Annotated in this window: 15 protein-coding genes and 1 pseudogene; 10 read left to right on the top strand and 6 right to left on the bottom strand. The window is 62.1% G+C overall.

Features of this window, described 5'->3' with window-relative positions:
* The first annotated feature begins 196 nt into the window (after positions 1 to 196).
* Together LOY50_RS07570 and LOY50_RS07565 are read left to right on the top strand one after the other, a co-directional pair.
* Entirely contained in the window at positions 197 to 1,024 is an 828-nt protein-coding gene (locus LOY50_RS07570) for a hypothetical protein (RefSeq protein ID WP_253472348.1), read from the top strand.
* Positions 1,025 to 1,119: 95 nt separating this feature from the next.
* Positions 1,120 to 1,212, top strand: a pseudogene (locus tag LOY50_RS07565) (DUF454 domain-containing protein); the annotation flags it as partial.
* 295 nt (positions 1,213 to 1,507) lie between these two features.
* Here LOY50_RS07565 and LOY50_RS07560 read toward each other — a convergent pair.
* On the bottom strand, positions 1,508 to 10,090 hold the full coding sequence (locus LOY50_RS07560) for a retention module-containing protein (RefSeq protein ID WP_258690568.1): 8,583 nt from the start codon (positions 10,088 to 10,090) through the stop codon (positions 1,508 to 1,510).
* A gap of 455 nt (positions 10,091 to 10,545) precedes the next feature.
* On the opposite strand from LOY50_RS07560, the gene LOY50_RS07555 reads away from it, so the two are divergent.
* From LOY50_RS07555 to LOY50_RS07545, 3 genes are all read left to right on the top strand, one after another.
* A complete protein-coding gene (locus LOY50_RS07555) occupies positions 10,546 to 11,904 on the top strand; it encodes a TolC family outer membrane protein (protein WP_214512017.1) in 1,359 nt (452 codons plus the stop codon).
* 30 nt (positions 11,905 to 11,934) lie between these two features.
* Positions 11,935 to 14,094: a type I secretion system permease/ATPase gene (locus LOY50_RS07550; protein WP_253472344.1), complete on the top strand. Its 2,160-nt coding sequence runs from the start codon at positions 11,935 to 11,937 to the stop codon at positions 14,092 to 14,094.
* A 249-nt stretch (positions 14,095 to 14,343) separates the two neighbouring features.
* The gene (locus LOY50_RS07545; RefSeq protein WP_253472342.1) at positions 14,344 to 15,708 is read left to right on the top strand and encodes an HlyD family type I secretion periplasmic adaptor subunit; all 1,365 of its coding nucleotides are present in this window, start codon (positions 14,344 to 14,346) and stop codon (positions 15,706 to 15,708) included.
* Between the two features lie 212 nt (positions 15,709 to 15,920).
* On the opposite strand, the gene LOY50_RS07540 is transcribed toward LOY50_RS07545, so the two are convergent.
* Positions 15,921 to 16,517, bottom strand: a complete 597-nt coding sequence (locus LOY50_RS07540; protein ID WP_258690567.1) for a tRNA-uridine aminocarboxypropyltransferase — start codon at positions 16,515 to 16,517, stop codon at positions 15,921 to 15,923.
* A 2-nt stretch (positions 16,518 to 16,519) separates the two neighbouring features.
* A complete protein-coding gene (locus tag LOY50_RS07535) occupies positions 16,520 to 17,413 on the bottom strand; it encodes a LysR family transcriptional regulator (RefSeq protein WP_003184133.1) in 894 nt (297 codons plus the stop codon).
* A 383-nt stretch (positions 17,414 to 17,796) separates the two neighbouring features.
* Here LOY50_RS07535 and speB point away from each other — a divergent pair, with 383 nt between their 5' ends.
* The 4 genes from speB (at position 17,797) to LOY50_RS07515 (ending at position 22,377) form a co-directional block, all read left to right on the top strand.
* Positions 17,797 to 18,747, top strand: coding sequence for an agmatinase (gene speB / locus LOY50_RS07530; protein ID WP_003198979.1), 951 nt, complete (start codon positions 17,797 to 17,799; stop codon positions 18,745 to 18,747).
* 9 nt (positions 18,748 to 18,756) lie between these two features.
* Positions 18,757 to 19,164 (top strand): nuclear transport factor 2 family protein, encoded by a 408-nt coding sequence (locus LOY50_RS07525; RefSeq protein WP_253472338.1) that lies wholly within the window; start codon positions 18,757 to 18,759, stop codon positions 19,162 to 19,164.
* 49 nt (positions 19,165 to 19,213) lie between these two features.
* On the top strand, positions 19,214 to 20,728 hold the full coding sequence (locus LOY50_RS07520) for a cytosine permease (protein WP_253478447.1): 1,515 nt from the start codon (positions 19,214 to 19,216) through the stop codon (positions 20,726 to 20,728).
* A gap of 260 nt (positions 20,729 to 20,988) precedes the next feature.
* Entirely contained in the window at positions 20,989 to 22,377 is a 1,389-nt protein-coding gene (locus tag LOY50_RS07515) for a sodium:solute symporter (RefSeq protein ID WP_258690566.1), read from the top strand.
* 206 nt (positions 22,378 to 22,583) lie between these two features.
* On the opposite strand, the gene LOY50_RS07510 is transcribed toward LOY50_RS07515, so the two are convergent.
* Together LOY50_RS07510 and ptrR are read right to left on the bottom strand one after the other, a co-directional pair.
* Entirely contained in the window at positions 22,584 to 22,712 is a 129-nt protein-coding gene (locus tag LOY50_RS07510; RefSeq protein ID WP_003198971.1) for a PA1414 family protein, read from the bottom strand.
* 139 nt (positions 22,713 to 22,851) lie between these two features.
* Positions 22,852 to 23,745 (bottom strand): putrescine utilization regulator PtrR, encoded by an 894-nt coding sequence (gene ptrR / locus LOY50_RS07505; protein WP_253472334.1) that lies wholly within the window; start codon positions 23,743 to 23,745, stop codon positions 22,852 to 22,854.
* Between the two features lie 103 nt (positions 23,746 to 23,848).
* Between ptrR and LOY50_RS07500 the strand changes: the two genes are divergently transcribed.
* Entirely contained in the window at positions 23,849 to 25,021 is a 1,173-nt protein-coding gene (locus tag LOY50_RS07500; protein WP_258690565.1) for an MFS transporter, read from the top strand.
* Here the strand turns inward: LOY50_RS07500 and LOY50_RS07495 are convergent, their stop codons facing one another.
* Positions 25,022 to 26,476, bottom strand: a complete 1,455-nt coding sequence (locus LOY50_RS07495; RefSeq protein WP_253472330.1) for an NCS1 family nucleobase:cation symporter-1 — start codon at positions 26,474 to 26,476, stop codon at positions 25,022 to 25,024.
* Positions 26,477 to 26,870: the final 394 nt, after the last annotated feature.

The raw sequence follows: 26,870 nt of genomic DNA, 5'->3' as shown, positions 1-26,870 counted from the left end.
AATCAATCAGCCATTCGAACCGATCATCCGAATTCACCCATACCTGTCAACTTTGACAGTATCCAGCCCTGCACGTCGGTGGTTTGCTACAGGCCCACCCTTCACTCACATCGTAATAGACGCTCATACCCATTCTTCAAAGTACTCGGTACGAAGGGCGTCCTTTGCCAGAGTGACATTTGCAAGGAGTCATACCATGGCATTGCCTAAACCCAGCAATGGTGAAAACCTGATCAGGAACGGAACGTTTGATCAGGATCTTGGTTCATGGAACGCAAATCGTGTAACACCAGCAGAGGGGCGTGCGAGATTCGAAAGTTCAGGCCGTCTCAGTCAGGCCGTCGAACTGCCGGGAGCCGGCTCAGTCAAGGTCACATTTAATATCCAGAGCTATTACGGCGCCGGCGGAATGGTCAAGCTATCGTCAAGCGCCAGCAGCTACGCCATCGACCACCAAGGCCCTTACGAGGTTAGTTTCATCGTTGACGGGAGCGGGAATGCGGATTTGATATTTATTTCGGCTTCGAATTCATACGACGTCGATGATGTCGAATTATATTTTGAGGCAGCGGCTGAGTGCACACCTATTCAACTGATTAAGAATGGTGGTTTCGACAACTCCTCACTCCTCGAATGGGAGCAAAACGGCAGGGTAAAAGGTGTTGACGGTCGAGCTCAATTCGACAACTCGGGTTCGCTGTTTCAACACGTTGCGGTCAAGGCCGGTGCATCGGCCAATGTAAAGTTCAAAATAACCAACTATTACGGTCAAGGCAAAGTTTCCATTCCAGAATTTAATCAGCATGTCACTTTTTCTCAGGCGGGAAACTATGAGGCAGCTTTTATTCCTGAACAAGACTCCACGGTAACCAACCTCACTCTAAACTTTGCCTCGATCGGCGGCGCCTTCGATCTGGATGACGTCGAATTGATGGCGTGCCCGGCGGAGGCCAGCAGCGGTGGACGAAAAATCAAGGCCATCAGTGTCGTGGAGCTCCTGCCAATTGGACAGTCCTCACCCTGATGTCCTGGAAGAAAAGGAAGAGAAGAGGACTAAGTGAAAAATGGTAGAACAACGGGAGGCATTTATTTCTTCTGGCTATCGGCTGGTCAAGCGTGGTGCCCCTGCCGTGGGCCCGGGGGTTCATGCTCACCAGTGCGGTGCTGGTGACGGTTCATATCCTCAAGCAGAAGACATTGCGCAAGCCCTGAGCCTCCACTGTGGCGAGGGAGCTTGCTCGCGCTGGGCCTGTAGGAGCTGGCGAAGCCTGCGATCCTTTGATCTTGATCTTTCGCTCTCGACCCAATGGGTGCTGGAAAGATCGCTGCCTCGTTGTACTCGACAGCTCCTACACAGCGCCTACAGCGCAGCCGAGCGGGAGCAAGCTCCCTCGCCACAAAGGCATGCGTGCGTCCAGTAAATCCGGGGATCCACCAACAAGTTTCAGAAAAACAAAACCCGCCATTTCCTTAGCGAAAATGGCGGGTTTTGTTGTTTCAGCTCACCTCACACCGTGTCCACCTTCAACGAATGGTCATTCAACATGCCGTTGATGATGGTCGCCGTATCCGCCCCGCCCGCGATCATCCCGTCTGCGCCGGGTGTGACGCCGTAATGACTGGCCAGATTGACGCCGGCCAGGTCGATGGTCTGGTTCGGCGTGGCACCGGCAATGGCACTGACGTCGATGCTGGTGATGACCGCCCCACCGCTGCCGCTCACGCTGAAATGCAGGTAATCATCCAGTGACGCGGTGCTGCCGTTCTCCCCTTGCAACAGCTGGGACAGGTCGAGTTTGTCGACGCCGGGCGCGAAGTCCGTGATCACGTCGTGGCCGCTGTTGCCTGCCTGCCATTGGAAGGTATCGGCGCCGCTACCGCCGGTCAGGGTGTTGTTGCCCAGGCCGCCGATCAGCAGGTCATCGCCGCCACCGCCATTGAGCACGTCATGGCCCAATCCACCGTTGATGCGGTTGCTGGCGCCGTCACCGGTAAGCGTATCGTTGAAGTTCGAACCGACCAGGTTTTCGATGCCTGTCAGGGTATCGGTGCCGGCGCCTACGGTGTTCTGCGCCGCCAACAATCCCAGGTTCACCGTGACCCCGGCGGTGGCGTGGGCATAGCTCGCAGTGTCGTTGCCCGTACCACCGTCGAGCAGGTCGTTGCCCGTGCCGCTGTAGAGCAGGTCATTGCCTGCCCCACCGTGCAGGGTATTGTTGCCCGAGCCTGCGCTGAGGATGTCGTTGCCGTCGCCCGCATTGAGGGTGTTGTCACCGTTGCCGGCAATCAGCACATCATCCCCGGTGGTGCCCGTCAGGGTATGGCCCGCCTGGTAGCTGATGTCCACCGCCGCGCTGTCGCTACCGCCATGGTTGTCGCTGGCGGTGTAGCTGCCGTGGTAATCCGGTGTGCTGTCCTGGGCGCCGGCGTAGTTGACGGTCATGGTCAGTTGATAGTTTTCCGCAGCGTTGGAATTACCGCCGCCGGGATTGGGGATGTTGGTGACGTGGATCTGGTAGTTGCCATCCGCTGCCGCAGTGAACGAGGCGCCGTCGCTGATCGCAATGAAAGGCCCACCGTTGAGAGAGTACTCGAGGTTGATATGCCCACCCGCCAGGTTATGGTCCAGAGTCAGCGTTTCACCCTGCTTGAGGCTGATGTTGAGGCGGTCTTCATCGTTGGCATTATTGTTGGAAACCGCACCCAGCGCGCCACTGACCACCAGTACCGCCGTCATGGTCGCGGCATTGGCGACGAAGGCGCTGCGGCTGAGGTTGATCGACTGCACGTTGTTGCCGGTGAAGCTGGCCGTGCCGCTGCTACCGGTGAAATCCGCGCCTTTGGCGACCCAACCGGTATTGAAACTGGTGGGCGATGCGGTGAGCGGATCGCCGTTGGCGTCGCTGTCGTTACCCAGCAACAACTCACCCGGGATCACGATATTGCCTGACAGCACGTTGGTGATGATGTTGTCGTCGACAGCGATCGGCGGGCTGTTGGGCACGACGTTGATCACCAGGTTGGAACTGGCCAGATCGCCATCGTTGTCACTGACGGTGTAGCCGACGTGCTCGGTGATCAAGGTGCTGGTGGCGGTCTGGGAGGTGTAGCTGAACGCGCCGGTATCCAGGTTGACCACCAGGGTGCCGTCGTGGTCGGTGGCGATGCTCAGTGTGTTGGTGGCGGTATTGAAGGAGCCATGGTTGAGCCCGCCGCTGGCGGTCAGTGCACCCTGGCCACCGTTGGCCGCCGGATCGTAGCTGTACGTGGTGCCATCGACCACCAGGCTTTTGATAAACCCGCCATCGGCGCCGAAGGAACCCCCCTCGCCCAGCAGGTTGCCGGTGACCGGCGCACCTTGCACGGTGTCGGAGAGCACCGAGTTGAGTTGGTTCAGGTCGGTGACCACCACCGCATTGGTGTTGGTGTGGGCGCTGCCGTCGTAGGCCAGCGGGTCGAGGTGGGTGTTGCTGACGCCGCTGCCCAAGCCAATGGCGTAGTTCTTGATGCCGTTGGCGTCGAGGAAGGCTTTCCAGGCGGCTTCGTCTGCCGAGCCGATTTCACCCAGGGTCGGCTTGCCGTCGGAGAAGAAATAGCCAACGTTCTGTGCGCCGGTCAGTTGGCCGGGATTTGCGAACGCAGTCTTGGCCATCGCCACGGCAGCATCATAATTGGTGTCACCGTGGGCGCTCAGCGCGGAGATCAGCGTCTTGGCAGTTGCCACATCCACCCACACGGTGCTCTGTTCGGTGGCGCTGCCGCTGAAGGTCACGAGCTGGACTTTCACATCGCCCAGGTCGTCGTATTTGTCGAGCAAGGCGCTGATCGCCTGCTTGGCCAGATCCATCCGCGAGAGCCCCGGCACGCCGGAGTCGTCTTTCATGCTGCCGGAGACGTCGAGCACGATCAGCAGGTTCGTATCGATCTCCACCGCCGTGACCGAACGTTCGGACGCAACGGCCTTTGGCACGTCATCGACGATGCTGACCACCAGGCTGCCGGTGGTGCTGTTGCCCAGGGAATCCGTGGCCTGGTAGGTGAAGCTTTCGCTCAGCGCATTCGGGCCATCGTTGGCATGGGGTGTGGTGGTGGCCGGCGAGGTCAGGGTGTAGGTGTAGGAACCGTCCGGGTGGAGCAGCAACTGGCCGTAGGCGCCGGTGGCGTTGCCCACCAGGGTGAAGGTGACGGCGCCCGTGGCCCCGTTGACCGCCCCGACCAAGCTGCCGCTGGCGGTTTCACCGGTGGCGCTCGGGTCGCTGCCGGTGACGGTGCCAGGGGCAAGGTCCTGGCCATCCTGATTCAGATCGAGGGCTTTTTCATAGACAGTAACGTCATGGTCGGTTTCTGCGACGAGGCAGCTGTTGTGCACGTCAATGGTGATGGTAGTCGTGCTTTCATCGCCATCGGCGTCGCGCACGGTGTAGGTGAAGACATCGGTCGCGCCTGGCGCGCCGACAGCGTCGGGGTTGCTGTGGTAGACGGCGTTGCCGTTGGCGTCCAGGGTCAGGTAACCGTAGGTGCCGTTGATCTGGTTGTTCAGACCACCGACAGCGGAGGTTGAGGTGTCATTGCCGGCGCGTACGCCGATTACCATGCCGCCGTCCGCGCCAAGCACGTCATTGTCCAGCACGTTGCCGTTGACCGTGCCGCCCTCCACCACCGAAGCGAAATCGGCATGGGCGTTGGGCACGTCGTCGACGATGTCGATGACGATGGTGCTGGTGACCGTGTTGCCCAACGAGTCCGTGGCCTGGTAGGTGAAGCTTTCACTCAAGACGTTGGGGCCATCGTTGGCGTGGGGCGTGGTGGTGGCTGGCGAGGTCAGGGTGTAGGTGTAGGAGCCGTCGGGGTGAAGCGACAGTTGACCGTAGGCACCGTTGGCGTTGCCCACCAGCGCGAAGGTCACTGCGCCAACGGCACCGCTGACCGAACTGATGAGGCTGCCACTGGCGGTTTCGCTGGTGGCGCTCGGGGCGCTGCCGGTGACAGTGCCGGGGGCCAGGTCCTGGCCGTCCTGGTTCAGGTCAAGGGCTTTTTCGTAGACGCTGACTTCGTGGTCGGGTGTGGCGACGAGGCAGATATCGTGGACATCGATGGTGATGGTGGTAGTGCTTTCGTCGCCGTCGGCATCACGCACGGTGTAGGTGAAGACATCGGTCGCGCCCGGGGCGCTGACGGTGTTCGGGTTGCTGTGGTAGACGGCGTTGCCATTGGCATCCAGGGTCAGGTAGCCGTAGGTGCCATTGATTTGGGTGTTCAGGCCGCCAATCGCCGGGGTCGAGGTGTCGTTGCCAGCACGCACGCCGATCACAGCACCGCTCGCGGCCGGCCCATCGGCGCCGCCTTCGTCGTTGTTCAGGACGTTGCCACTGACCGTCCCGCCCTCATCCACCGAGGCGGAATCCGCGTGAGCGGTCGGCAAGTCATCAACGATGTTCACGTCCAGGTTGCCGTTGGCGGTGGTGCCGTTGTCGTCGGTGGCGACTACGGCGAATTGCTCGCTGAGGCTGTTGGCGCCGTTGGCGTTTGGATGAGCTTCGTTATCCAGCAAGGTGTAGCTGTAGCTGACCACGCCGGTGGTGGCGTTGTAGCCGGTGATGGTCAGGGTGTTGCCCAGCGCGGTGGTAATCGACTGAGGGAAACCGGCCGCCACACCGCCCGTAACGACGTTGATGCCGCCAACACTCAGGGTCTGCACACCGTCCAACGCCGTCACGGTAAAGGTGCCGTTTTGAGTCAGCGCCGATGCATCCGGGCTGCTGCCGTCGCTGAGGTTTTTCTCCTGGACCGTGAGCTCACCGCCGTCAGTGTCGAGGCCGGTGATGATCACTGGGTCGTCGTTGTTATGGACTTGCAACACCAGGTTCGCGGTGCTGGTGTCGCCGTCGGCATCGGTCAGGGTGTAGGTGAAGGTTTCGCTGCCATCGCCACCGCCGTGCAAGCCTTTGAAATCGGCATCGGCGGTGTTGAGGGTGTAGGTGTAGGAACCGTCGGCGTTGAGCACCAAGGTGCCGTAAGTACCGGTGAACGTGCCGGGGGTGATTGGACCGGACGCCACATGGTCTGCACCTTGGGTGTCGTTGGTCAACACGCTGCCGGTCAGGGTCAGGTGGGTTTCTGAGGCCGTGCTGGCGTTGCTGTCGTCTACGGCTTTAGGCAAGTCGTCGACGATGTTCACATCCAGGTTGCCGTTGGCGGTGGTGCCGTTGTCGTCAGTGGCGACTACGGCGAATTGCTCGCTGAGGCTGTTGGCGCCGTTGGCGTTTGGATGGGCTTCGTTATCCAGCAAGGTGTAGCTGTAGCTGACCACCCCAGTCGCAGCGTTGAAACCGGTGATGGTCAGGGTGTTGCCCAGCGCGGTAGTAATCGACTGAGGGAAACCCGCTGCCACGCCACCCGTGACGACGTTGATGCCGCCCACGCTCAAGGTCTGCACACCATCCAACGCTGTCACGGTAAAGGTGCCGTTTTGAGTCAGCGCCGATGCATCCGGGCTGCTGCCGTCGCTGAGGTTTTTCTCCTGGACCGTGAGCTCACCGCCGTCAGTGTCGAGGCCGGTGATGATCACCGGGTCGTCGTTGTTATGGACTTGCAGCACCAGGTTGGCGGTGCTGGTGTCGCCGTCGGCATCGGTCAGGGTGTAGGTGAAGGTTTCGCTGCCATTACCACCGCCGTGCAAGCCTTTGAAATCGGCGTCAGCGGTGTTGAGGGTGTAGGTGTAGGAACCGTCGGCGTTGAGCACCAAGGTGCCGTAAGTACCGGTGAAGGTACCGGGGGTGATTGGGCCGGACGCCACATGGTCTGCACCTTGGGTGTCGTTGGTCAACACGCTGCCGGTCAGGGTCAGGTGGGTTTCCGAAGCCGTGCTGGCGTTGCTGTCGTCTACGGCTTTAGGCAAGTCGTCGACGATGTTCACGTCCAGGTTGCCGTTGGCGGTGGTGCCGTTGTCGTCAGTGGCGACTACGGCGAATTGCTCGCTGAGGCTGTTGGCGCCGTTGGCGTTTGGATGGGCTTCGTTATCCAGCAAGGTGTAGCTGTAGCTGACCACTCCGGTGGTGGCGTTGTAGCCGGTGATCGTCAGCGTATTGCCCAGCGCGGTGGTAATCGACTGTGGGAAACCGGCTGCTACACCGCCGGTGACGACGTTGATGCCGCCAACACTCAGGGTCTGCACACCGTCCAACGCCGTCACGGTAAAGGTGCCGTTTTGAGTCAGCGCCGATGCATCCGGGCTGCTGCCGTCGCTGAGGTTTTTCTCCTGGACCGTGAGCTCACCGCCGTCAGTGTCGAGGCCGGTGATGATCACCGGGTCGTCGTTGTTATGGACTTGCAGCACCAGGTTGGCGGTGCTGGTGTCGCCGTCGGCATCGGTCAGGGTGTAGGTGAAGGTTTCGCTGCCATCGCCACCGCCGTGCAGGCCTTTGAAGTCGGCATCGGCGGTGTTGAGGGTGTAGGTGTAGGAACCGTCGGCGTTGAGCACCAGGGTGCCGTAAGTACCGGTGAAGGTACCGGGGGTGATTGGACCGGACGCCACATGGTCTGCACCTTGGGTGTCGTTGGTCAGTACGCTGCCAGTCAGGGTCAGGTGGGTTTCTGAGGCCGTGCTGGCGTTGCTGTCGTCCACGGCTTTAGGCAAGTCGTCGACGATGTTCACGTCCAGGTTGCCGTTGGCGGTGGTGCCGTTGTCGTCGGTGACAACAACCGCAAATTGCTCGCTAAGGCTATTGGTGCCATTGGCGTTTGGATGAGCTTCGTTATCCAGCAAGGTGTAGCTGTAGCTGACCACGCCGGTGGTCGCGTTGTAGCCGGTGATGGTCAGTGTATTGCCCAGCGCGGTGGTAATCGACTGTGGAAAACCAGCTGCTACACCACCCGTGACGACGTTGATGCCGCCAACACTCAGGGTCTGCACACCGTCCAACGCCGTCACGGTAAAGGTGCCGTTTTGAGTCAGCGCCGATGCATCCGGGCTGCTGCCGTCGCTGAGGTTTTTCTCCTGGACCGTGAGCTCACCGCCGTCAGTGTCGAGGCCGGTGATGATCACCGGGTCGTCGTTGTTATGGACTTGCAGCACCAGGTTGGCGGTGCTGGTGTCGCCGTCGGCATCGGTCAGGGTGTAGGTGAAGGTTTCGCTGCCATTACCACCGCCGTGCAAGCCTTTGAAATCGGCGTCAGCGGTGTTGAGGGTGTAGGTGTAGGAACCGTCGGCGTTGAGCACCAAGGTGCCGTAAGTACCGGTGAAGGTACCGGGGGTGATTGGGCCGGACGCCACATGGTCTGCACCTTGGGTGTCGTTGGTCAGTACGCTGCCAGTCAGGGTCAGGTGGGTTTCTGAGGCCGTGCTGGCGTTGCTGTCGTCCACGGCTTTAGGCAAGTCGTCGACGATGTTCACGTCCAGGTTGCCGTTGGCGGTGGTGCCGTTGTCGTCGGTGACGACGACCGCAAATTGCTCGCTGAGGCTGTTGGCGCCGTTGGCGTTTGGATGGGCTTCGTTATCCAGCAGCGTGTAGCTGTAGCTGACCACGCCGGTGGTGGCGTTGTAGCCGGTGATGGTCAGGGTGTTGCCCAGCGCGGTGGTAATCGACTGTGGGAAACCGGCTGCTACACCGCCGGTGACGACGTTGATGCCGCCCACGCTCAAGGTCTGCACACCGTCCAACGCCGTCACGGTAAAGGTGCCGCTTTGAGTCAGCGCCGATGCATCCGGGCTGCTGCCGTCGCTGAGGTTTTTCTCCTGCAGCGATAGCTCACCACCCTCGGCACCAAGGCCCACTAACACCACAGGGTCGTCGTTATTGTGCACTTGCAGCACCAGGTTCGCGGTGCTGGTGTCGCCGTCGGCATCGGTCAGCGTGTAGGTGAACGTCTCGGTGCCGCTGCCCCCGCCATGCAACGCGACGAATTGCGGGTCGCTGGTGTTGAGGGTGTAGGTGTACGTGCCGTTGGGGTTGAGCACCAGGGTGCCGTAGGTGCCGGTGAACGTCCCGCCGATGATCGGCCCGCTGTCGGGACCAGTGGGGATCCGGTCGGCGCCCTGATGGTCGTTGGGCAATACGTTGCCGGTGAGGGTCACCAGGGTTTCCGACGCCGTGTTGGCGTGGCTGTCGTCGATCGCCTGGGGCACGTCATCGGTAATGTTGACGTCCAGGGTGCCGGTGGCCGTGTCGCCGTCGGTGTCGACGGCCACCACCGGGAACTGCTCGGTGATGCTGTTGGCACCGCCACCGGCAGGATGGGTTTCGTTGTCCGTCAGGGTGTAGCTGTAGCTGACCACGCCCGTGGCCGGGTCATAGCCGGTGATGGTCAACGTGTTGCCCAGAGGCGATGTAATCGTCTGGGGGAAGCCTGCGGGCACGCCGCCGCTGATTACGTTGATACCGCCGATGCTCAGGCTGCTCAGCCCGTCAGGCGCGGAAACCGTGAAGGTGCCATTTTGCACCAGCGCCCCCGCATTGCTGGCCGAACCATCGGCCAGATTGGCCTCGTTGGTAGTCAGTTCGCCGCCCTCGACATTGACCCCGTCGAGGGTCACCGGGTTATCCGGTGTCACCGGCGGCACGGTTGCATTGTCGCCCGTGTTGTCCGGATCACCGGCCAGGCGCAGCTGTGGAAACTCGGGAATCCCGTTGAACCCGGCCGTTGGGAAACCGATCAGCGGATCGACCTCCCCGCCGACTTCTTCCAGCAGCACAAAACTGTGCCCACCGCCCACGCCCCCCGGGTTGCCGCCCTCGGGGCCGGCGGCCGTGGCTTCACCGGTCTGAGTCGGGTCGGCACCGGCGGCGATGGCTTGCTGCAGCTTTTGCACATCGGTCAGTTGCGCGTTACTCGGTGTCGCCGCGTCAGGCGTGTCGACATGAGGCACATGGTTGGCGAGCAACTGCGGGGTCAGGGTCAGGTTGCTTTCGCGGCCCAGGGTCAACGTCTGGCCGTTTTGCATATGAACAGCCACGGCCCCTTCGGCACCGGTGACCAGGTGTTCGCCGGCATAAAGCCGATCGCCTTCGACCAGAGGCCGCCGCAGACCACCGGCCGCTTCTGCGAAAACTTGCCCGACCACTTTGCTGACGATACCGATGAGCGCTGCCATGTGCATTTCCTCCGTTGCCGACCGCAATCGGCACCTGTCTGGGTGAAGAATCCGTCCTCAGGTTTGGCGACCCAAAAAGCTGGAAAATCTGCCAGCTTTCGTGAAAGCAGAAGGTGCTGGCAATTCGCCGAAACGACAAAAAACCGTCACCAAAAACCACCTCACAGATCGCCCTTTCGACACTTCTTCACGTTGCTTAAACATCTGCATGGAACTTTTATTGACGCCTAAAATCCGTCGAAACCCGCAGATTCAAAGGCTTTCGCTTTGAACAATGTGCCGGTTTTTTTCAAGCACATAAGTTTTTTTCGAAATAATCGTTATGAGAAATTCTTCTTAGGTTTTGCTCAGGATGTTCTTAGCTGTGTTGTTACAAGGTTGAAACGGTTTTGATCTTTAAAACGTCAACATTTTGGCGACAAGCGAAGCACTACAGACCTCAGGAGATGCACCCCATGCGCGTTCTAACCCCCCTCTGCAGCGCGGTTTTACTGGCCATGGCCTGCTCTTCTCAGGCGCAGGCAATGTCCTTGACCGAGGCGATCCAGAGCACCATTGCCACTCACCCAGAGCTGGCACAACGGGTGGACAGCCGTCTGTCGGCCAATGAAGACGTCAAAGTCGCCCGAGGGGGCTTTTTCCCATCGGTGGATTTGAATGGCGGTTACGGTCGTGGCTATAGCGACAACACCAATACCCGGGCCTTGGGCAATCACCACACCAATATCCTGACCTACACCCAATCGGAGCTGCGCCTGCGGCAGATGATCTTCGACGGGTTCAACACCGCCAATGAAGTGGAGCGCACCCAGGGCGTGGTCAACTCCCGGGCCTATTACGCCCAGGGCACCGCCCAGGATCTGGCGCTGCGCACCATCGAGGTCTACCTGGAAGTGCTCAAGCGCCGCGAGTTGGTGACCCTGGCCAAGAACAACCTGCAAGCGCACATGCGGGTCAACGACCAGATCGGCCTGCGCACCGAACGTGGGGTGGGCAGCAACGCCGACTCCGACCAGTCCAACGCCCGTCGGGCCCTGGCGGAAAACAACTACGACACCGCCCAGGTCGACCTGGCCGACGCCGAGGCGAACTTCTACAGCGTGGTCGGACGCATGCCCGATGAACTGGAAGCGCCGCCCTCGACCAAAGGCGAACTCCCTGCCGACCTGCGCGAAGCCCAGCAAAGCATGGTAGATAACAACCCCTACCTGAAATCGGCCCAGGCCGACATACAGTCCGCCGAGAGCCAGTACGAAGTGGCGAAGTCGCCGTTCTACCCGCGCTTCGACGCCGAGGCGGCGGTGGGCGCCAATAACAACATCGGTGGCGAAGAAGGCCACGACAACAACTGGCGGGTCGGCGTGGTGATGAACTACAACCTGTTTCGCGGTGGCAGCGACAAGGCGCGGCTGGCGTCCAACGCCCACCAGATCAACCAGGCCATGGACATCCGCAACAATGCCCTGCGCCAGCTCAACGAAGACACGCGCCTGGCCTGGAACGCGATGCTCAACGCCCGCAAACAGACCCCCACCGCCCGCGAATATGCCGACACCACCGCCCGTGTGCGCGCCGCCTACCAGGATCAGTTCGGTCTCGGCCAGCGCACCCTGCTCGACCTGCTCGACAGCGAAAACGAGCTGTACAACGCCAACCGTCGCTACACCGAGGTGCGTTACACCGAGGAGTACTCGATGTACCGGGTGCTGGCGAACATGGGCCTGCTGTTGCACAAACAACGGATCGTGCTGCCGGCCGATACGGTCGCGCAGACCGAAGTCAAGAACCAGGCTCGGCTGCCGGAACTGAAGTAGCCCCCTCGAAAAAATATGGGAGCAACCGACGTGACCAGCATGGAACCCGCAACCCCGAGCGCTGACCCGCGCCTGAACTTCGATGATCCTTTGCTGGACGGTCTGTTGATCCTCTGCAAACTCCATGGTGCGACGGTCAGTCGCGCCAGCCTCAGCGCCGGGCTTCCTATGGCGCACCAACGCTTGAGCCTGGACCTGCTGCCGCGCGCAGCGGCCCGGGCAAGCTTGCAGGCGCGGCTGTTGCGTCGTGAGCTGGCAGATATTTCACCCCTGAACCTGCCGGTGATGTTGATCCTGGCGGGGGGCCGCTGTGCGGTCTTGCGACGCTGGGGCGAGGACGGCAAGGCGCTGATCCTGCCCAGCGAAGCCGACGGCGGCGAACAGTGGGTCAGTCGCGAGGAACTGACCCTCGACTACAGCGGCCAGGCCTTGTTCGCCCGGCCGCGCCATGAACTCGAAGACCTGCGCTCGCCCCTGGTGCCGCGGGTCGAGGCGTGGTTTCGCGACACCTTGAAACTGTCGCGCTGGCTGTACAGCGACGCAATCCTGGCGAGTTTCCTGATCAACCTGCTAGGCCTGATGGTGCCGCTGTTCGTCATGCAGACCTACGACCGCGTGGTGCCGAACCAGGCCACGTCGACCTTGTGGGTGCTGGCCGTGGGGCTGTTGATCGGCACCGGTTTCGAACTGGTGTTGCGGGTGGTGCGCGCCCATCTGCTGGACACCGCCGGCAAGAAAACCGACGTGATTCTCTCCGCCACCCTGTTCGAGCGCATCACCGGCATGGCGATGAAGGCCAAGCCAGTGACCATCGGCGGCTTCGCCCAGAGCATCCACGACTTCCAGGGGCTGCGCGAATTCCTCACGGCGGTGACCCTCACCAGCCTGATCGACCTGCCCTTCGCCCTGCTGATGCTGGTGGTGATCGGCCTGTTGGGGGGCTGGCTGGTGGTGATTCCAGTGGTGGCGTTTCCAATCACCATTGTCTTCGCGATGATCATCCAGGTGCGCCTGCGCGACACCGTGCAAAAAAGCCTGGCCCTGGGCGCCCAGCGCCAGGCACTGCTGATCGAAACCCTCGGCGGCCTGGAAACCCTCAAGGCCTGCAGCGCCGAGAGCGAGCGCCAGCATCAGTGGGAAAGCACCCACGGCGCCCTCACCCGCCTGGACAGCCACGCGCGCAACCTCTCGGCACTGGCGACCAACGGCACCTTGTTCCTGCAACAACTGGCCGGCATGGCGACCATCGTCGCCGGGGTCTACAGCATCATCGCCGGCAACCTCAGCGTCGGCGCGCTGGTGGCGACCTACATGCTCGGCAGCCGGGTGCTCGCCCCGCTCGGGCAGATCGCCGGGCTGATCACCCGTTACCAGCAAGCCCAGCTCACCATGCGCAGCACCGATGCCCTGATGGCCTTGCCGCAGGAACGCGATGCCAAACAACGGCCGCTGGATCGCACCCAATTGCAGGGCGCGCTGGACGTCAACGGCGTGACCTTCCACTACAACGGCCAGAGCACCCCAGCGCTGGCGAACATCAGCTTCAGCCTCAAACCCGGTGAACGGGTCGGGATCATCGGCCGCAGTGGCTCGGGCAAGAGCACCCTGGCGCGCCTGGTGATGGGTTTCTATGCGCCGGAGGAAGGCCAGTTGCTGCTCGACGGCCTGGACCTGCGGCAACTGGACGTCGCCGACCTGCGCCAACAGATCGGCTACGTCGCCCATGACCTGCCGCTGCTGGCCGGTAGCCTGCGGGACAATCTCACCTTGGGCGCCCGCTACATCAGCGACGCGCGCATGCTGGAAGTGGCAGAACTGACCGGTGTCACCGAACTGGCGCGCCAACATCCCCAAGGCTTCGACCGCCCCGTGGGTGAGCGCGGGCAACTGCTCTCCGGCGGCCAACGCCAGGCCGTGCTGCTGGCCCGGGCCTTGCTGCTCGACCCGCCGATCCTGTTGCTGGACGAACCCACCAGCGCCATGGACAACAGCAGCGAAGACGTCTTGCGCCAAAAGCTGCACACCCATGTACAGGGCAAGACCGTGCTGCTGGTCACCCACCGCACCTCGATGCTGAGCCTGGTGGACCGCCTGGTGGTGTTGGATAACGGTCGGATTGTGGCGGATGGGCCGAAGGAAGCGGTGATCGATGCGCTGCGCAAGGGGCGTGTGGGCTCTGCGGCGGTATAGCTGCCAACACATCCCCCTGTTTGGTTCGGGGACATAGTTAACACTTGTGGCGAGGGAGCTTGCTCCCGCTCGGCGGCGCAGCCGTCGTAAAACCTGCCCGCGCGATCTACCTGTTACACCGAGGTGAATGGTTTTTGGGGCTGCTTCGCAACCCAGCGGGAGCAAGCTCCCTCGCCACAAAAGCAGTGTTCTGCCTCATTGCAATAATCGTGTTTGGCTTTATTTTCTCTCACTGACGGGTACCGCCCCATGTCTGCTCAAACACCGGATTCAGCCGCCCGAAGCTACTTCGGCAGTTTCAGCAAAAGCGCCGAAAGCGAGTTCATGCCGGAAACCGCCGGCGCCACGCTGCAGGATTCGCCCCGCCGCTCGCGGGTGACCGTGTGGCTGGCCGCCGGATTGATCATCACGGGGCTGGTCTGGGCGAAATTCGCGGTGTTGCAGGAAGTCACCACCGGCGAAGGCAAGGCGATTCCGTCGAGCAAGATCCAGGTGATCCAGAACCTGGAGGGCGGCATCGTCACTGAGATATTCGTCCGTGAAGGCCAGATGGTGAACAAGGGCGACACCCTGCTGCGCCTGGACGACACGCGCTTCCTGTCGAACAAGGGCGAAAGCGAGGCCGACCGCTATGCCTTGACCGCTCAGGTCGAGCGCCTGTCGGCCGAGGCCGAGGGCCGGCCATTCAATCTTTCGGCCGAGGTGATCGCCAAGGCCCCGCAAGTGGCCGAGGATGAGCGCTCACTGTACGAACAACGGCAACGGCGCCTGGCCAGCGAACAACGCACCCTGACCGAACAGCTGCGGCAGAAGACCCAGGAACTGGCGGAGTTTCGCTCCAAGCAAGGCCAGTTCAGCTCGGCCCTGGCCTTGCTGCAAGAAGAAATGAACATGTCCGCCCCGCTGGTGCGCACCGGGGCGGTATCACCGGTGGAGATCCTGCGGCTCAAACGCAGCGCGGTGGAAATCCGCGGTTCGCTCAACGCCACCACCCTGGCCATTCCCCGGGCCGAATCGGCGATCAACGAGATCAAGAGCAAGATCGACGAATCGGAACAGACCTTTCGCTCCGAGGCAGCCAAGGACCTCAACGAGAAACGCACCGAACTGTCGAAAATCACCGCCTCGAGCATCGCCATCGACGACCGCGTGACCCGCACCACCGTAGTCTCGCCGGTGCATGGGGTGATCAAGCAACTGAAGGTCAACACCATCGGCGGTGTAGTGCAGCCGGGCAACGACATGGTGGAAATCGTGCCCCTGGAAGACAACCTGCTGATCGAAGCCAAGGTCCGCCCCCAGGACGTGGCGTTCCTGCACCCGGGCCAGAAAGCCATGGTCAAGTTCAGCGCCTACGACTACACGATCTATGGCGGGCTGAGCGCCAAGCTCGAACTGATCGGCGCCGACACCATTACCGACGACAAGGGCAACAGCTTCTACCTGATCCAGGTGCGCACCGACAAAAACCACCTGGGCGGAGATGCCAAGCCCTTGCTGATCATTCCGGGGATGGTGGCGACGGTGGACATCATCACCGGGGAGAAAAGTGTCCTGGATTACTTGCTCAAGCCGGTATTGAAGGCGCGGACCGAGGCGATGCGTGAGCGCTGATCCGAATTTACCCCGACCCCGTGGCGAGGGAGCTTGCTCCCGCTGGGCTATGTAGGAGCTGGCGAAGCCTGCGATCTTTTGATCTTGATCTTTCGCTTGAGACTCAACTGTCTGGGACAAGATCGCAGCCTCGTTGCACTCGACAGCTCCTACTCAGCTCCTACACAGCTCCTACAGCCGAGCGGGAGCAAGCTCCCTCGCCACAGGGGTCTCTATACCCCTCCATGGTTCTTCTGGTAAGTCTCCTCCCCCATCGCCGCAATCTGCCCCTCGATCAACGCCTCGAACGGCCTCAGCAACAGCTCAAAGCTCGCCGGCGCCTCAAGCACCTGCAACGCCTGGACAATCGCCTCCACCGTCGACAACGCCCCCGGCCCCGGTGCCTTGCGCAAACGATAACGAGACACCCCGCCCTCGGCCAATGTCACCCTCGGCAGCGCCGCCAGCAGCGGGTTGAGGTGCAGCAGCTTGCGCGCCTTGCGCCAGGTGCCGTCGGGCACGACCAGTAGCAACGGCTCATCGGAGGGCGCATAGGCTTGCAGCGGCTGTGCATCGTCAGCGGGAAACAACAACCGCACCTGATAACCCGGTTGATTGAGCAGCCTGGGCAAATCCTCGAACACCTCGCCCACGATCAGTTCAGCGTTGTTAAGCCCCAACGCCGCCAAGCGGGCGGTGTTCAAGGCGTGGTTCACTTCGCTGGGGTGCTGCAACAGCAAGACGCGGGTGCGGCTGTCGAGGCTGGGGATCAACGGGCACAGGCAGTGGCTTTGCGGTCGTTGGCAACGCGGGCATTGAGTTCTGGACATGGTCAGGCCTGATTCAGTTGAGCTTTGAGCAAATCGCGGAAGGTCTGGATCAGCGGCTCGCGGCTGCGACCACGGCGCACGATCATCGAAAACGGCGCCTGATAGCCAAAGGTCGCCGGCAGCAGCACACGCAAGTCGCCTTTGTCGACCCACGCCTGGGCGTAGTGTTCAGGCAGGTAACCGACGTAGGCGCCGGACAACACCAGGATCAACTGCGCCTCCATGCTCTCCACCGTCGCCGCGCTGTGCTTGAAGCCGTGGCGAGCCAGTTCGGCCTGGCTCCAGTAACCGCGCCCGACCATGCGCTGCTGGGTGATGACCTGCTCGGGAATGCGCCGCTCGTTGAACAGCGGGTGACGGTTGCTGCAATACAACCAGTGCTGCTCACGGTACAGCGGCATGTAGACCAGCCCGCTCATGCGCGTGGAAAACGCACCGATGGCCAGGTCCAGGCGGTTGTCCTGCACGCCGAGTTGCAGCTCGTAAGGGCTCATGACCGACAGGTGCAAATGCACCGCCGGGTGCTCCTGGCTGTAGGCACCGATGGCTTCGGCGAACGGCAAGGCCTTGTCGCTGACGGTGGAGTCAATCACTCCCAGGTTCAGCGTGCCGCGCAGTTCACCCTTGAGCGCTGCCGCGTACTGCTCGAACCCTTCGAGCTCGCCCAACAGGCGCAAGGTTTCCTGATGGAACAACTCGCCCTTGCTGGTCAGGCTGAACCCGCCCCGGCCGCGATGACACAGCACCAGGCCCAGGGCCGACTCAAGCTGACTCATGTAGGTGCTGATGGCCGACGTGGAAAGGTTGAGCTCGTGCTGGGCATTGGCGAACCCCTGGTGCCGGACCACGCTGACGAAAATGCGCAGCAGCTTCAGGTCGGGTAGAGCGTTGGCCATGGGGTGTCTCCGGATCACACATAGACAGGACTTGTCGCGCTTTTGTGGCGAGGGAGCTTGCTCCCGCTCGGCTCTGTAGGAGCTGGCGAAGCCTGCGATCTTTTGATCTTGATCTTTCGCTTGAGACTCAACTGTCTGGGACAAGATCGCAGCCTCGTTGCACTCGACAGCTCCTACACAGCTCCTACAGCCCAGCGGGAGCAAGCTCCCTCGCCACAGGGGGCATCATTTGCCTCAGGACTGCGCTGATGCGGAGTCTATCGCCCCACCCGCCATTAGTTTAGAAAAATCTGAACTAAGTATTTGCCACCAGCGATTCTTCCCATCCCACGCTTTTCGCAGAATCGGCCCCTGATAAATAAAACAACGATGAGGCCCTACCCGTGGACAAGATTCTTCACCAACCACTGGGCGGCAACGAAATGCCGCGCTTCGGCGGCATCGCCACCATGATGCGACTCCCCCATTTGCAAACCGCTGCCGGCCTGGACGCTGCGTTCGTCGGCGTGCCGCTGGACATCGGCACCTCCCTGCGCGCCGGCACCCGTTTCGGGCCGCGGGAAATCCGCGCCGAATCCGTGATGATCCGCCCCTACAACATGGCCACTGGCGCCGCGCCGTTCGACTCGCTGTCGGTGGCCGACATCGGCGACGTGCCGATCAACACCTTCAACCTGCTGGACGCGGTGCGGATCATCGAGGAGTCGTACCACAAGATCCTCGAACACAACGTCATCCCCCTGACCCTGGGCGGCGACCACACCATCACCCTGCCGATCCTGCGGGCCATCCACAAGAAACACGGCAAGGTCGGCCTGGTGCACATCGACGCCCACGCCGATGTGAACGACCACATGTTCGGCGAGAAGATCGCCCACGGCACCACCTTCCGCCGCGCCGTGGAAGAAGGTCTGCTCGATTGCGACCGCGTGGTGCAGATCGGCCTGCGGGCCCAGGGCTACACCGCCGATGATTTCAACTGGAGCCGCAACCAGGGTTTCCGCGTGGTCCAGGCCGAAGAGTGCTGGCACAAATCCCTCGCCCCACTGATGGCCGAAGTGCGTGAGAAAGTCGGCGGCGGCCCGGTGTACCTGAGCTTTGACATCGACGGTATCGACCCGGCCTGGGCCCCTGGCACCGGCACTCCGGAAATCGGCGGCCTGACCACCATCCAGGCGATCGAAATCGTCCGTGGCTGCCAGGGCCTCGACCTGGTCGGTTGCGATCTGGTAGAAGTCTCGCCGCCGTACGACACCACCGGCAACACCTCGCTGCTGGGCGCCAACCTGCTGTACGAGATGCTCTGCGTATTGCCCGGCGTGGTTCATCGCTGAGGTGCGGTCATGAATGATCGAGATCAGGTTCTCAAGGCCGCCGCCGAATTGGTGTCGGCCTTCGCCCGCAATGAGCGCGACGCCTACTTCGGCGCATTCACGGCCGATGCGAGTTTCGTGTTCTACACCCTCGAACAGCCCCTGCTGTCACGCGATGCCTACCTGGCGTTGTGGGATCGCTGGCGGTCCGAGGATGGCTTCGAGGTGCTCAATTGCACCTCGAGCAACGCCTTCGTCAGCCTGCAAGGGGACGTGGCGATTTTCATCCATGACGTGGCCACCGAGCTGCGCATGCTAGGGGAGCTGCACTTTAGCCAGGAGCGCGAAACCATTGTGTTTCGCCAAGAACAACAAGGCCTATGGCTGGCCTGTCACGAACATTTGTCCGCAATGCCGGAAGGGCTGCCATCCCCTTAGCAACAGGCGACATTCACATTCGATGAATGCGCCTCGATGATCGGAGCAGATCATGCATAACAATAACGACAACAGCCTTACGCAAATTGAAACCTTCGGGGTCGAACAGATCCCGGACCACGAACGAACGGCCGGCCCAAGCGACCTGTTTCGCTTGATCTTCGGCGGCGCCAACACCTTCGCCACCGCCGTGCTCGGCAGTTTCCCAGTGCTGTTCGGCCTGTCATTCCAGGCCGGGGTCTGGGCCATTGTGCTGGGTGTCCTGGTCGGTTCGATCATCCTCGCGCCCATGGGCCTGTTCGGCCCACTCAATGGCACCAACAACGCGGTTTCTTCCGGTGCGCACTTCGGCGTGCACGGGCGAATCGTCGGCTCGTTCCTTTCGTTGCTGACCGCCATCGCGTTCTTCTCGCTGTCGGTGTGGAGTTCGGGGGACGCGTTGATCGGCGGCGCCAAGCGGCTGATCGGCGTGCCAGAGACCGACCTGAGCCTGGGCCTGGCCTACGGCCTGTTCGCCCTGCTGGTATTGACGGTATGCATCTACGGCTTTCGCTTCATGCTGTGGGTCAACCGCATCGCCGTGTGGGCGGCCAGCCTGCTGTTTTTGCTGGGCATCCTGGCCTTCGCACCGACCTTCGACAGCCAGTTCGCCGGCACCGTCAGCCTCGGCCAGCCGGGCTTCTGGGCGGCGTTCATCGGCGCGGCGCTGGTGGCCATGAGCAACCCGATTTCCTTCGGTGCGTTCCTGGGTGACTGGTCGCGCTACATCCCCCGCAACACGCCCAAGCACCGCATCATGCTGGCCGTGATCGCTGCGCAGCTGGCGACGTTGATCCCGTTCCTGTTCGGCCTCGCCACCGCCACCATCGTGGCGATCAAGGCGCCGGACTACATCGCGGCCAACAACTACGTGGGCGGGCTGCTGGCGGTTTCGCCGAGCTGGTTCTTCCTGCCGGTGTGCCTGATCGCGGTGATCGGCGGCATGTCCACCGGCACCACGTCGCTGTATGGCACCGGCCTGGACATGTCCAGCGTGTTTCCACGGGTACTGTCGCGGGTCAAGGCAACGCTGCTGATCGGCGTGCTGTCGATTGCGTTCATCTTCATCGGGCGCTTCGCGGCGAACCTGGTACAGAGCGTCTCGACCTTCGCCGTGCTGATCATCACCTGCACCACGCCGTGGATGGTGATCATGATCATCGGCCTGTTGGTGCGCCGCGGCTTCTACTGCCCGGATGACCTGCAAGTGTTCACCCGCGGCGAAACCGGCGGGCGCTACTGGTTCAGCCACGGCTGGAACTGGCGCGGCCTGGGGGCATGGATCCCCAGCGCGCTGGTGGGGTTGTGCTTCGTCAACCTGCCGGGGCAGTTCGTCGGGCCGCTGGGGGAACTGGCCGGCGGGATCGACATCAGCCTGCCGGTGACCCTGGGCCTGGCCTCGGTGGTGTACCTGGTGTTGCTGGGGCTGTTTCCGGAACCCGCGGCGGTGTATGGGCCGCAGGATCCGCGGAGCAAGGACGCTTCGATGCCCGTCGATAAGCCGGTCCTCAGGCAAACCGCCTGATCCGAACACACGAAATACCTGTGGCCAGAGATTGCTCCCGCTGGGCTGCGCCCGTAGGAGCTGTCGAGTGCAACGAGGCTGCGATCTTTCCCCAGACACTTGAATCTCAAGCGAAAGATCAAAAGATCGCAGGCTTCGCCAGCCCCTACAGAGCCCTGCGGGAGCAATCTCTGGCCACAACAGCGTTCGCACTGAGGCTGCAGTGCCAGGGACAGCATCGCCTCGCCCCACATAAAAAAGACAATCGGAGACACGCCACCATGGCTTTGGACTTAATCGTCGTTCTTCTCTACGCCACTGGCATGATCGCCCTCGGCTGGTACGGCATGCGCCGCGCTAAAACCCGTGACGACTACCTGGTCGCCGGGCGCAATCTCGGCCCGGGCTTTTACCTGGGCACCATGGCCGCCACCGTGCTGGGCGGCGCGTCCACCATTGGCACCGTGCGCCTGGGCTACGTCTACGGTATTTCCGGATTCTGGCTGTGCGGCGCCATCGGCCTGGGCATCGTCGGCCTCAGCCTGTTCCTCGCCAAGCCGTTACTCAAGCTCAAGATCTACACCGTGACCCAGGTGCTGGAGCGCCGCTACAACCCGGCCGCGCGCCAGGCCAGTGCGCTGATCATGCTGGTTTACGCACTGATGATCGGCGCCACCTCGACCATCGCCATCGGCACCGTGATGCAGGTGCTGTTCGGCTTGCCGTTCTGGGTGTCGATCCTGGTGGGCGGCGGCGTGGTGGTGCTGTATTCCACCATCGGCGGCATGTGGTCGCTGACCCTCACCGACATCGTGCAATTTCTGATCATGACCGTTGGCCTGGTGTTCCTTTTGATGCCGATGTCCATCGTCGATGCCGGCGGCTGGGATGCGATGGTGGCGGCTTTGCCGGCCAGCTATTTCGATTTCACCGCGATTGGCTGGGACACCATCCTCACCTACTTCCTGATCTACTTCTTCGGCATCTTCATCGGCCAGGACATCTGGCAGCGGGTGTTCACCGCTCGCAGCGAAGGCGTGGCCAAAGTGGCCGGCACCGCCGCCGGCCTGTACTGCATGCTGTACGGCCTGGCCGGTGCGTTGATCGGCATGGCGGCCAAGGTCTTGCTGCCGGACCTGGAAAACGTCAACAACGCCTTCGCCAGCATCGTCCAGACCAGCCTGCCCAACGGCATTCGTGGATTGGTGATCGCCGCGGCCCTGGCAGCCTTGATGTCCACCGCCGCAGCGGGCCTGCTCGCGGCGTCCACCACGGTGGTCCAGGACTTGCTGCCCCGTCTGCGCCAGGGCCGTGAAAGCGGCAGTGGCGACGTCCACGAAAACCGCATCGCGACCCTGCTGATGGGGGCGGTGGTGTTGGTGATCGCCCTGGTGGTCAGCGACGTCATCAGCGCCCTGACCCTGGCCTACAACCTGTTGGTGGGCGGCATGCTGATCCCGCTGATCGGCGCCATCTACTGGAAACGCGCCACCACCGCCGGCGCGATCACCAGCATGTCGCTGGGCTTCCTGACCGCGCTGTTCTTCATGCTCAAGGATGGCCTGGACGCCAACACGCCGATCTACTACAGCCTGAGCGTGGCGCTGGTGAGTTTTGTGCTGGTGAGCTTGTTGTCGCCACGGCCGAGCGTGGTGGCCAAGGTGGTTTGACCGATAACCCTGGGCAATGAGATCCCTGTGGGAGCGAGCTTGCTCGCGATGACGGCGGTACATTCAACCTGAATGCATGCTGGTCCACCGCTATCGCGAGCAAGCTCGCTCCCACAGATTCAGTCTTCAGAAATAAAAAGATCGCAGTTGCGGGCCATCTCGACTGAAATGGTCCGCAACTGCGATCTCTCCAAATCCTGGTGGGTTTACCGGCGGCGCGGTTGGCGGCGGCGTTGCTCGTCATCGGTGCGGATCGGTACCGGTTGCATCGGTGGCTCGATCAGGCCAAGCGCGACACCCAGGTCGTGAAGCCAATTCTGGATTTTCTCTTTCATCGTGGTGCCCCCTCAGGGTGGTACGAGCGGCAAATTACTGTGGCCCCTTCGCACTGATAATAGTCCGATGTTCTACGCAATGCTCGTCTCAGTTTGCAATGATCTGTTACTGAATTGATCCAAATCCACCTCCCGGAGTTCAAGCCGATTGCGCCGTCGTCATGGGCGCTCGCGGCCAGGCCTGTTGTTGCAATTCAATCCAAGCGTTGAGGTTGGCCCCGACCATGCCTTTGCGCCACATCAGCCAGGTCGTGGCGCTGGCAAACGGCTCGGCCAACGGATGCACCGTCACCCGCTCGCGGCCCGGCAGGCTGGCCAGCATCGACTCGGACATCAACGCCACCCCGGACCCGGCGATCACACACGCCAGCATCCCTTGGTAAGACTCGATTTCCATCGCCCGGCCCATGGTCGCGTGGTCATGGGCAAACCAGGCCTCCAAGCGCATCCGGTAGGAGCAACCACGCCGGAACGTGAACACCGCGCGGCCCTGCACATCCAGCGCGCTGCGTACCGGCGCATGATCGGCCTCGGTTATCAGCACCAACCGCTCGTCGCACAACGGCACGCCATCGAGCCCCGCCAGCTCCAGCGGGCCATCCACCAACGCCGCGTCGAGACGATTGGTGAGCAGGCCCTCGAGCAATTCGCCACTCGGCCCGGACTGCACTTGCAGGTTCACCGCCGGATACGCCCGGTGATAAGCCGCCAGCAAGTCCGGCAGATGCGTCGCCGCCGTGCTGTACATCGTGCCCAGCAGGAAGTCCCCGGCCGGCTGGCCGCCCTGCACCGCCGCATGGGCTTCGTCGTGCAAGGCGAACAGCTTGGCCGCATAGTCCAGCAGGACTTTTCCTGCCGGTGACAACTGCAAACGCTGACGCTCGCGCAGGAAAAGGTCCACGCCCAGTTGCTCTTCAAGCTGCTTGAGCCGGGTCGAAAGGTTCGACGGCACCCGGTGCAGGCGCTCGGCGGCCCGGGTGATGGAACCTTCCTCGGCCACGGCCTGGAAAATCCGTAATTGGCTGAACTCCACGACCTTCTCCAAAAAAGAACAAGTTACTCACTATTATTCATTTTTAATGAAAGTCAATCAGTCCTAGCCTGACGGTCATTCGCCTCGACACTGGAGAACGACCATGTCACCTCTTATTCGCCTGCTCGGCAGTTTCATCGCGCTGATGATGGCCATGGGCATTGGCCGCTTCGCCCTTACGCCCCAGTTACCTCATTTGATCGGCGAAGGTCAGCTCGACTTGACCGCCGCCGGTCTGATTGCCGCGGCCAACTACCTGGGTTATTTCCTCGGCGCGCTGGATGCCATGTTCGCCCGCCGTCCAGAACAGGTGCGGCGACGGTTGCTCGGCGGCCTGTGGCTGTGTGTATTGCTGACCTTGGCCTCGTTCTGGGCCTGGGGTTTCTGGCCACACCTGGCATTGCGCTTTGGCACCGGCGTGGCGAGTGCCTGGGTGCTGGTGATGATCACCGCCCTGAGCCAGCCCTTGGCAGCGGCGGCGGGACGGCCACGGCTCGGCGCGCTGGTGTTTGCCGGCCCGGGTCTGGGAATTTTCCTGACCGGCCTGCTCGCTTTGGGCTTGAACCTGCTGGGCCAGACCTCCGCGACCCTATGGCTGGTATATGCCGGCGTGGCGTTGGCGATGTTGCTGGTGATCTTGCCGATCCTGCCGCAGCCGGCCGTCGCAACACCTGTCGCCGGGTCGGCCAGCCCTGCGCCGAACGCCGGCATCGCTCGACTGGGCGTGGTGTACGCGCTGTATGGCGTGGGCTACATCATTCCAGCCACGTTCCTGTCGCAAATGGCCTCGGCGCAGTTCCACGGACAATGGCTGGCCGACCTGTTCTGGCCCTGCTTCGGCCTGGCCGCCGCCACCGGTGTGTTACTGGTCAGCCTGCGTCGCCCCAACCCGAACACCACCGGTCGCTGGCTGATCGGTACGCTCTGGCTGCAAGCCGCTGGGGTGTTTGCCTGCCTGTTGGGCAGCGGACCGGGCCTGGCATTGGGCGTGATTCTGTGTGGCACGCCGTTCCTGGCCTGCATGCAGCTGGTGATGCTGCGCTCCCGGGAACTGGCGCCCCACGCCACCCAGCGCAATGCGGGCCTGTTGACCGCCTGTTTTGCCGTGGGCCAGCTGAGCGGGCCACTGCTGGCGGCGCTGAGCAGCCATTTCAGCGGCGGCCTGCAACCGGCGCTGATCATCGCCGGCAGCGGTCTGCTGCTGGCCGGCGGCCTGCTGCTGCGGCCCACCAGCCAGGCCGTGGCAAGGCCGTGCGCCCAGACCGCCCTGCGTTGATCAGGCCTGGCCGGCCGGGCTGAACGACTTGTTCAACTGCGCGGCCGGCTCACGTCGCGCCAAGGCGAAATACAACACCCCACCGAGGAAGCAACCGGTGAACCAGGCAAAGTTGGCCATCGGTTGCAGCAGCGGCGTGAAGGTGATCGCCACCCCCATCAGCGTCGCCGGAATCAACGCCTTGACTGCGGTCCAGTTGATGCCGCCACTGTAGTAATAACGCCCGCTCGGCCCGTCGTTGAACAGCGCATCCACGTCGATCTGCTGCTTTTTGATCAGGTAGTAATCCACCAGCAGGATCCCGAACAGCGGCCCGATAAACGCCGCCAACACGTCCAGGGTGTAGTGGATCACTTCAGGGTTATTGAACAGGTTCCACGGCGTGATGAAAATCGAGGCCACCGCCGCGATCATGCCGCCGGCGCGCCAGCTGATCTTGCTGGGCGCGACGTTGGCGAAGTCGAACGCCGGGGAGACGAAGTTGGCGACAATGTTGATGCCGATGGTGGCGGTCACAAAGGCAAAGGCGCCCAGCAAGACGGCCACACTGTTGTCGATGCGCGCCACGGTGGCGATCGGGTCATGAAGCATTTCGCCGAACACCGGCAAGGTCCCGGAAACAATCACCACGGTGACCAGGGAGAACGCCAGGAAATTCACCGGCAGTCCCCAGAAATTGCCCCGGCGCACGTCAGACATGCTCCGGCAGTAACGGCTGAAATCGCCGAAGTTCAGGGTCGGACCGGAAAAGTACGACACCACCAGCGCCGTCGCCACGATCACCTGGCCGAACGCCTGCCAGCCGGACAAGGACTTTTCCGCCAGGGTGAAGCTGATATTGCTCCAACCGGCCTTCCACACGATCCAACCGGCCAACAGGAACATCACCGCATAGACCACCGGCCCGGCCCAGTCGATGAAACGACGGATCGATTCCATACCGGTCCAGAACACCAGCGCCTGAACGAACCACAAGCTGAGGAAACCGAACCAACCTAGGTAGGACAAGCCGGCAAAATGCGGCGTCGCGTAGGCTTCCATCGAAGGAAAAAACCGTAGCACCACGATGATCAGCGCGCTGGAGGCCAAGTACGTCTGAATGCCGTACCAGGCCACGGCGATCAAGCCACGAATGACAGCGGGGATATTCGCCCCGAACACGCCGAACGCCAGCCGACAGATCACCGGATACGGCACCGCCGCCTGCTGGCTCGGCCTGGCGACTAGGTTGGCGATCAACTGCACGATGCAGATCCCGCCGAGCAAGGCAATCAACACCTGCCAACTCGCCAACCCCAGCGCGAACAGACTGGCGGCAAACACATAGCCACCCACGCTGTGCACATCGCTCATCCAGAAGGCGAAGATGTTGTACCAATTCCATTTCTGCGGCAGCGGGCCCAAGTCCTCGTTATAGAGGCGGGGGCTGTAGCCGTTGGGCAATTGCTCGGACATTGCGGGGCTCCTTTGAGTACCGCCGTGCCCCCGCATCGACCTGCTCACCATACTGCGCACGGGAGCCGGCATGGTTTGTATACGCGTTGCTACGCAGAATGCGTGCCATAGCGGCGAAATGTGAGACAAGCCGGGGGGTTCAGCGGCGCTTAAAGCCGGGCAAGAGCAGGCATGCGCCCACGAACAGGGCGCGGGTGCATGCTAAAGGTGCAGGATTTTGTATACAGAGAGGATCAACCTGTGGCGAGGGAGCTTGCTCCCGCTGGGCTGCGAAGCAGCCCAAAACCAGGAGTGTTAAGTCAATCAGACACTCCGAGGTGGCAGGCTCGGGGGCCGCTTCGCGCCCCAGCGGGAGCAAGCTCCCTCGCCACAGGACCACAGGATTCTGTGGTCA

Origin of the sequence: Pseudomonas sp. B21-010 (assembly GCF_024749325.1) — a bacterium.
Taxonomy (GTDB): domain Bacteria; phylum Pseudomonadota; class Gammaproteobacteria; order Pseudomonadales; family Pseudomonadaceae; genus Aquipseudomonas; species Aquipseudomonas kilonensis.
Note: the sequence above shows the minus strand (reverse complement) of the source record. Positions and strands in the feature narration are given on the sequence as shown.

What these genes read in the sequence shown, in the direction of transcription:
- LOY50_RS07500 (WP_258690565.1), top strand. Translation starts at nt 23,849, where the DNA reads ATGTCACCTCTTATTCGCCTGCTCGGCAGTTTCATCGCGCTGATGATG.
- LOY50_RS07515 (WP_258690566.1), top strand. Translation starts at nt 20,989, where the DNA reads ATGGCTTTGGACTTAATCGTCGTTCTTCTCTACGCCACTGGCATGATC.
- LOY50_RS07540 (WP_258690567.1), bottom strand. Translation starts at nt 16,517, where the DNA reads ATGTCCAGAACTCAATGCCCGCGTTGCCAACGACCGCAAAGCCACTGC.
- LOY50_RS07560 (WP_258690568.1), bottom strand. Translation starts at nt 10,090, where the DNA reads ATGGCAGCGCTCATCGGTATCGTCAGCAAAGTGGTCGGGCAAGTTTTC.
- LOY50_RS07570 (WP_253472348.1), top strand. Translation starts at nt 197, where the DNA reads ATGGCATTGCCTAAACCCAGCAATGGTGAAAACCTGATCAGGAACGGA.
- LOY50_RS07545 (WP_253472342.1), top strand. Translation starts at nt 14,344, where the DNA reads ATGTCTGCTCAAACACCGGATTCAGCCGCCCGAAGCTACTTCGGCAGT.
- LOY50_RS07495 (WP_253472330.1), bottom strand. Translation starts at nt 26,476, where the DNA reads ATGTCCGAGCAATTGCCCAACGGCTACAGCCCCCGCCTCTATAACGAG.
- LOY50_RS07525 (WP_253472338.1), top strand. Translation starts at nt 18,757, where the DNA reads ATGAATGATCGAGATCAGGTTCTCAAGGCCGCCGCCGAATTGGTGTCG.
- LOY50_RS07535 (WP_003184133.1), bottom strand. Translation starts at nt 17,413, where the DNA reads ATGGCCAACGCTCTACCCGACCTGAAGCTGCTGCGCATTTTCGTCAGC.
- LOY50_RS07555 (WP_214512017.1), top strand. Translation starts at nt 10,546, where the DNA reads ATGCGCGTTCTAACCCCCCTCTGCAGCGCGGTTTTACTGGCCATGGCC.
- LOY50_RS07510 (WP_003198971.1), bottom strand. Translation starts at nt 22,712, where the DNA reads ATGAAAGAGAAAATCCAGAATTGGCTTCACGACCTGGGTGTCGCGCTT.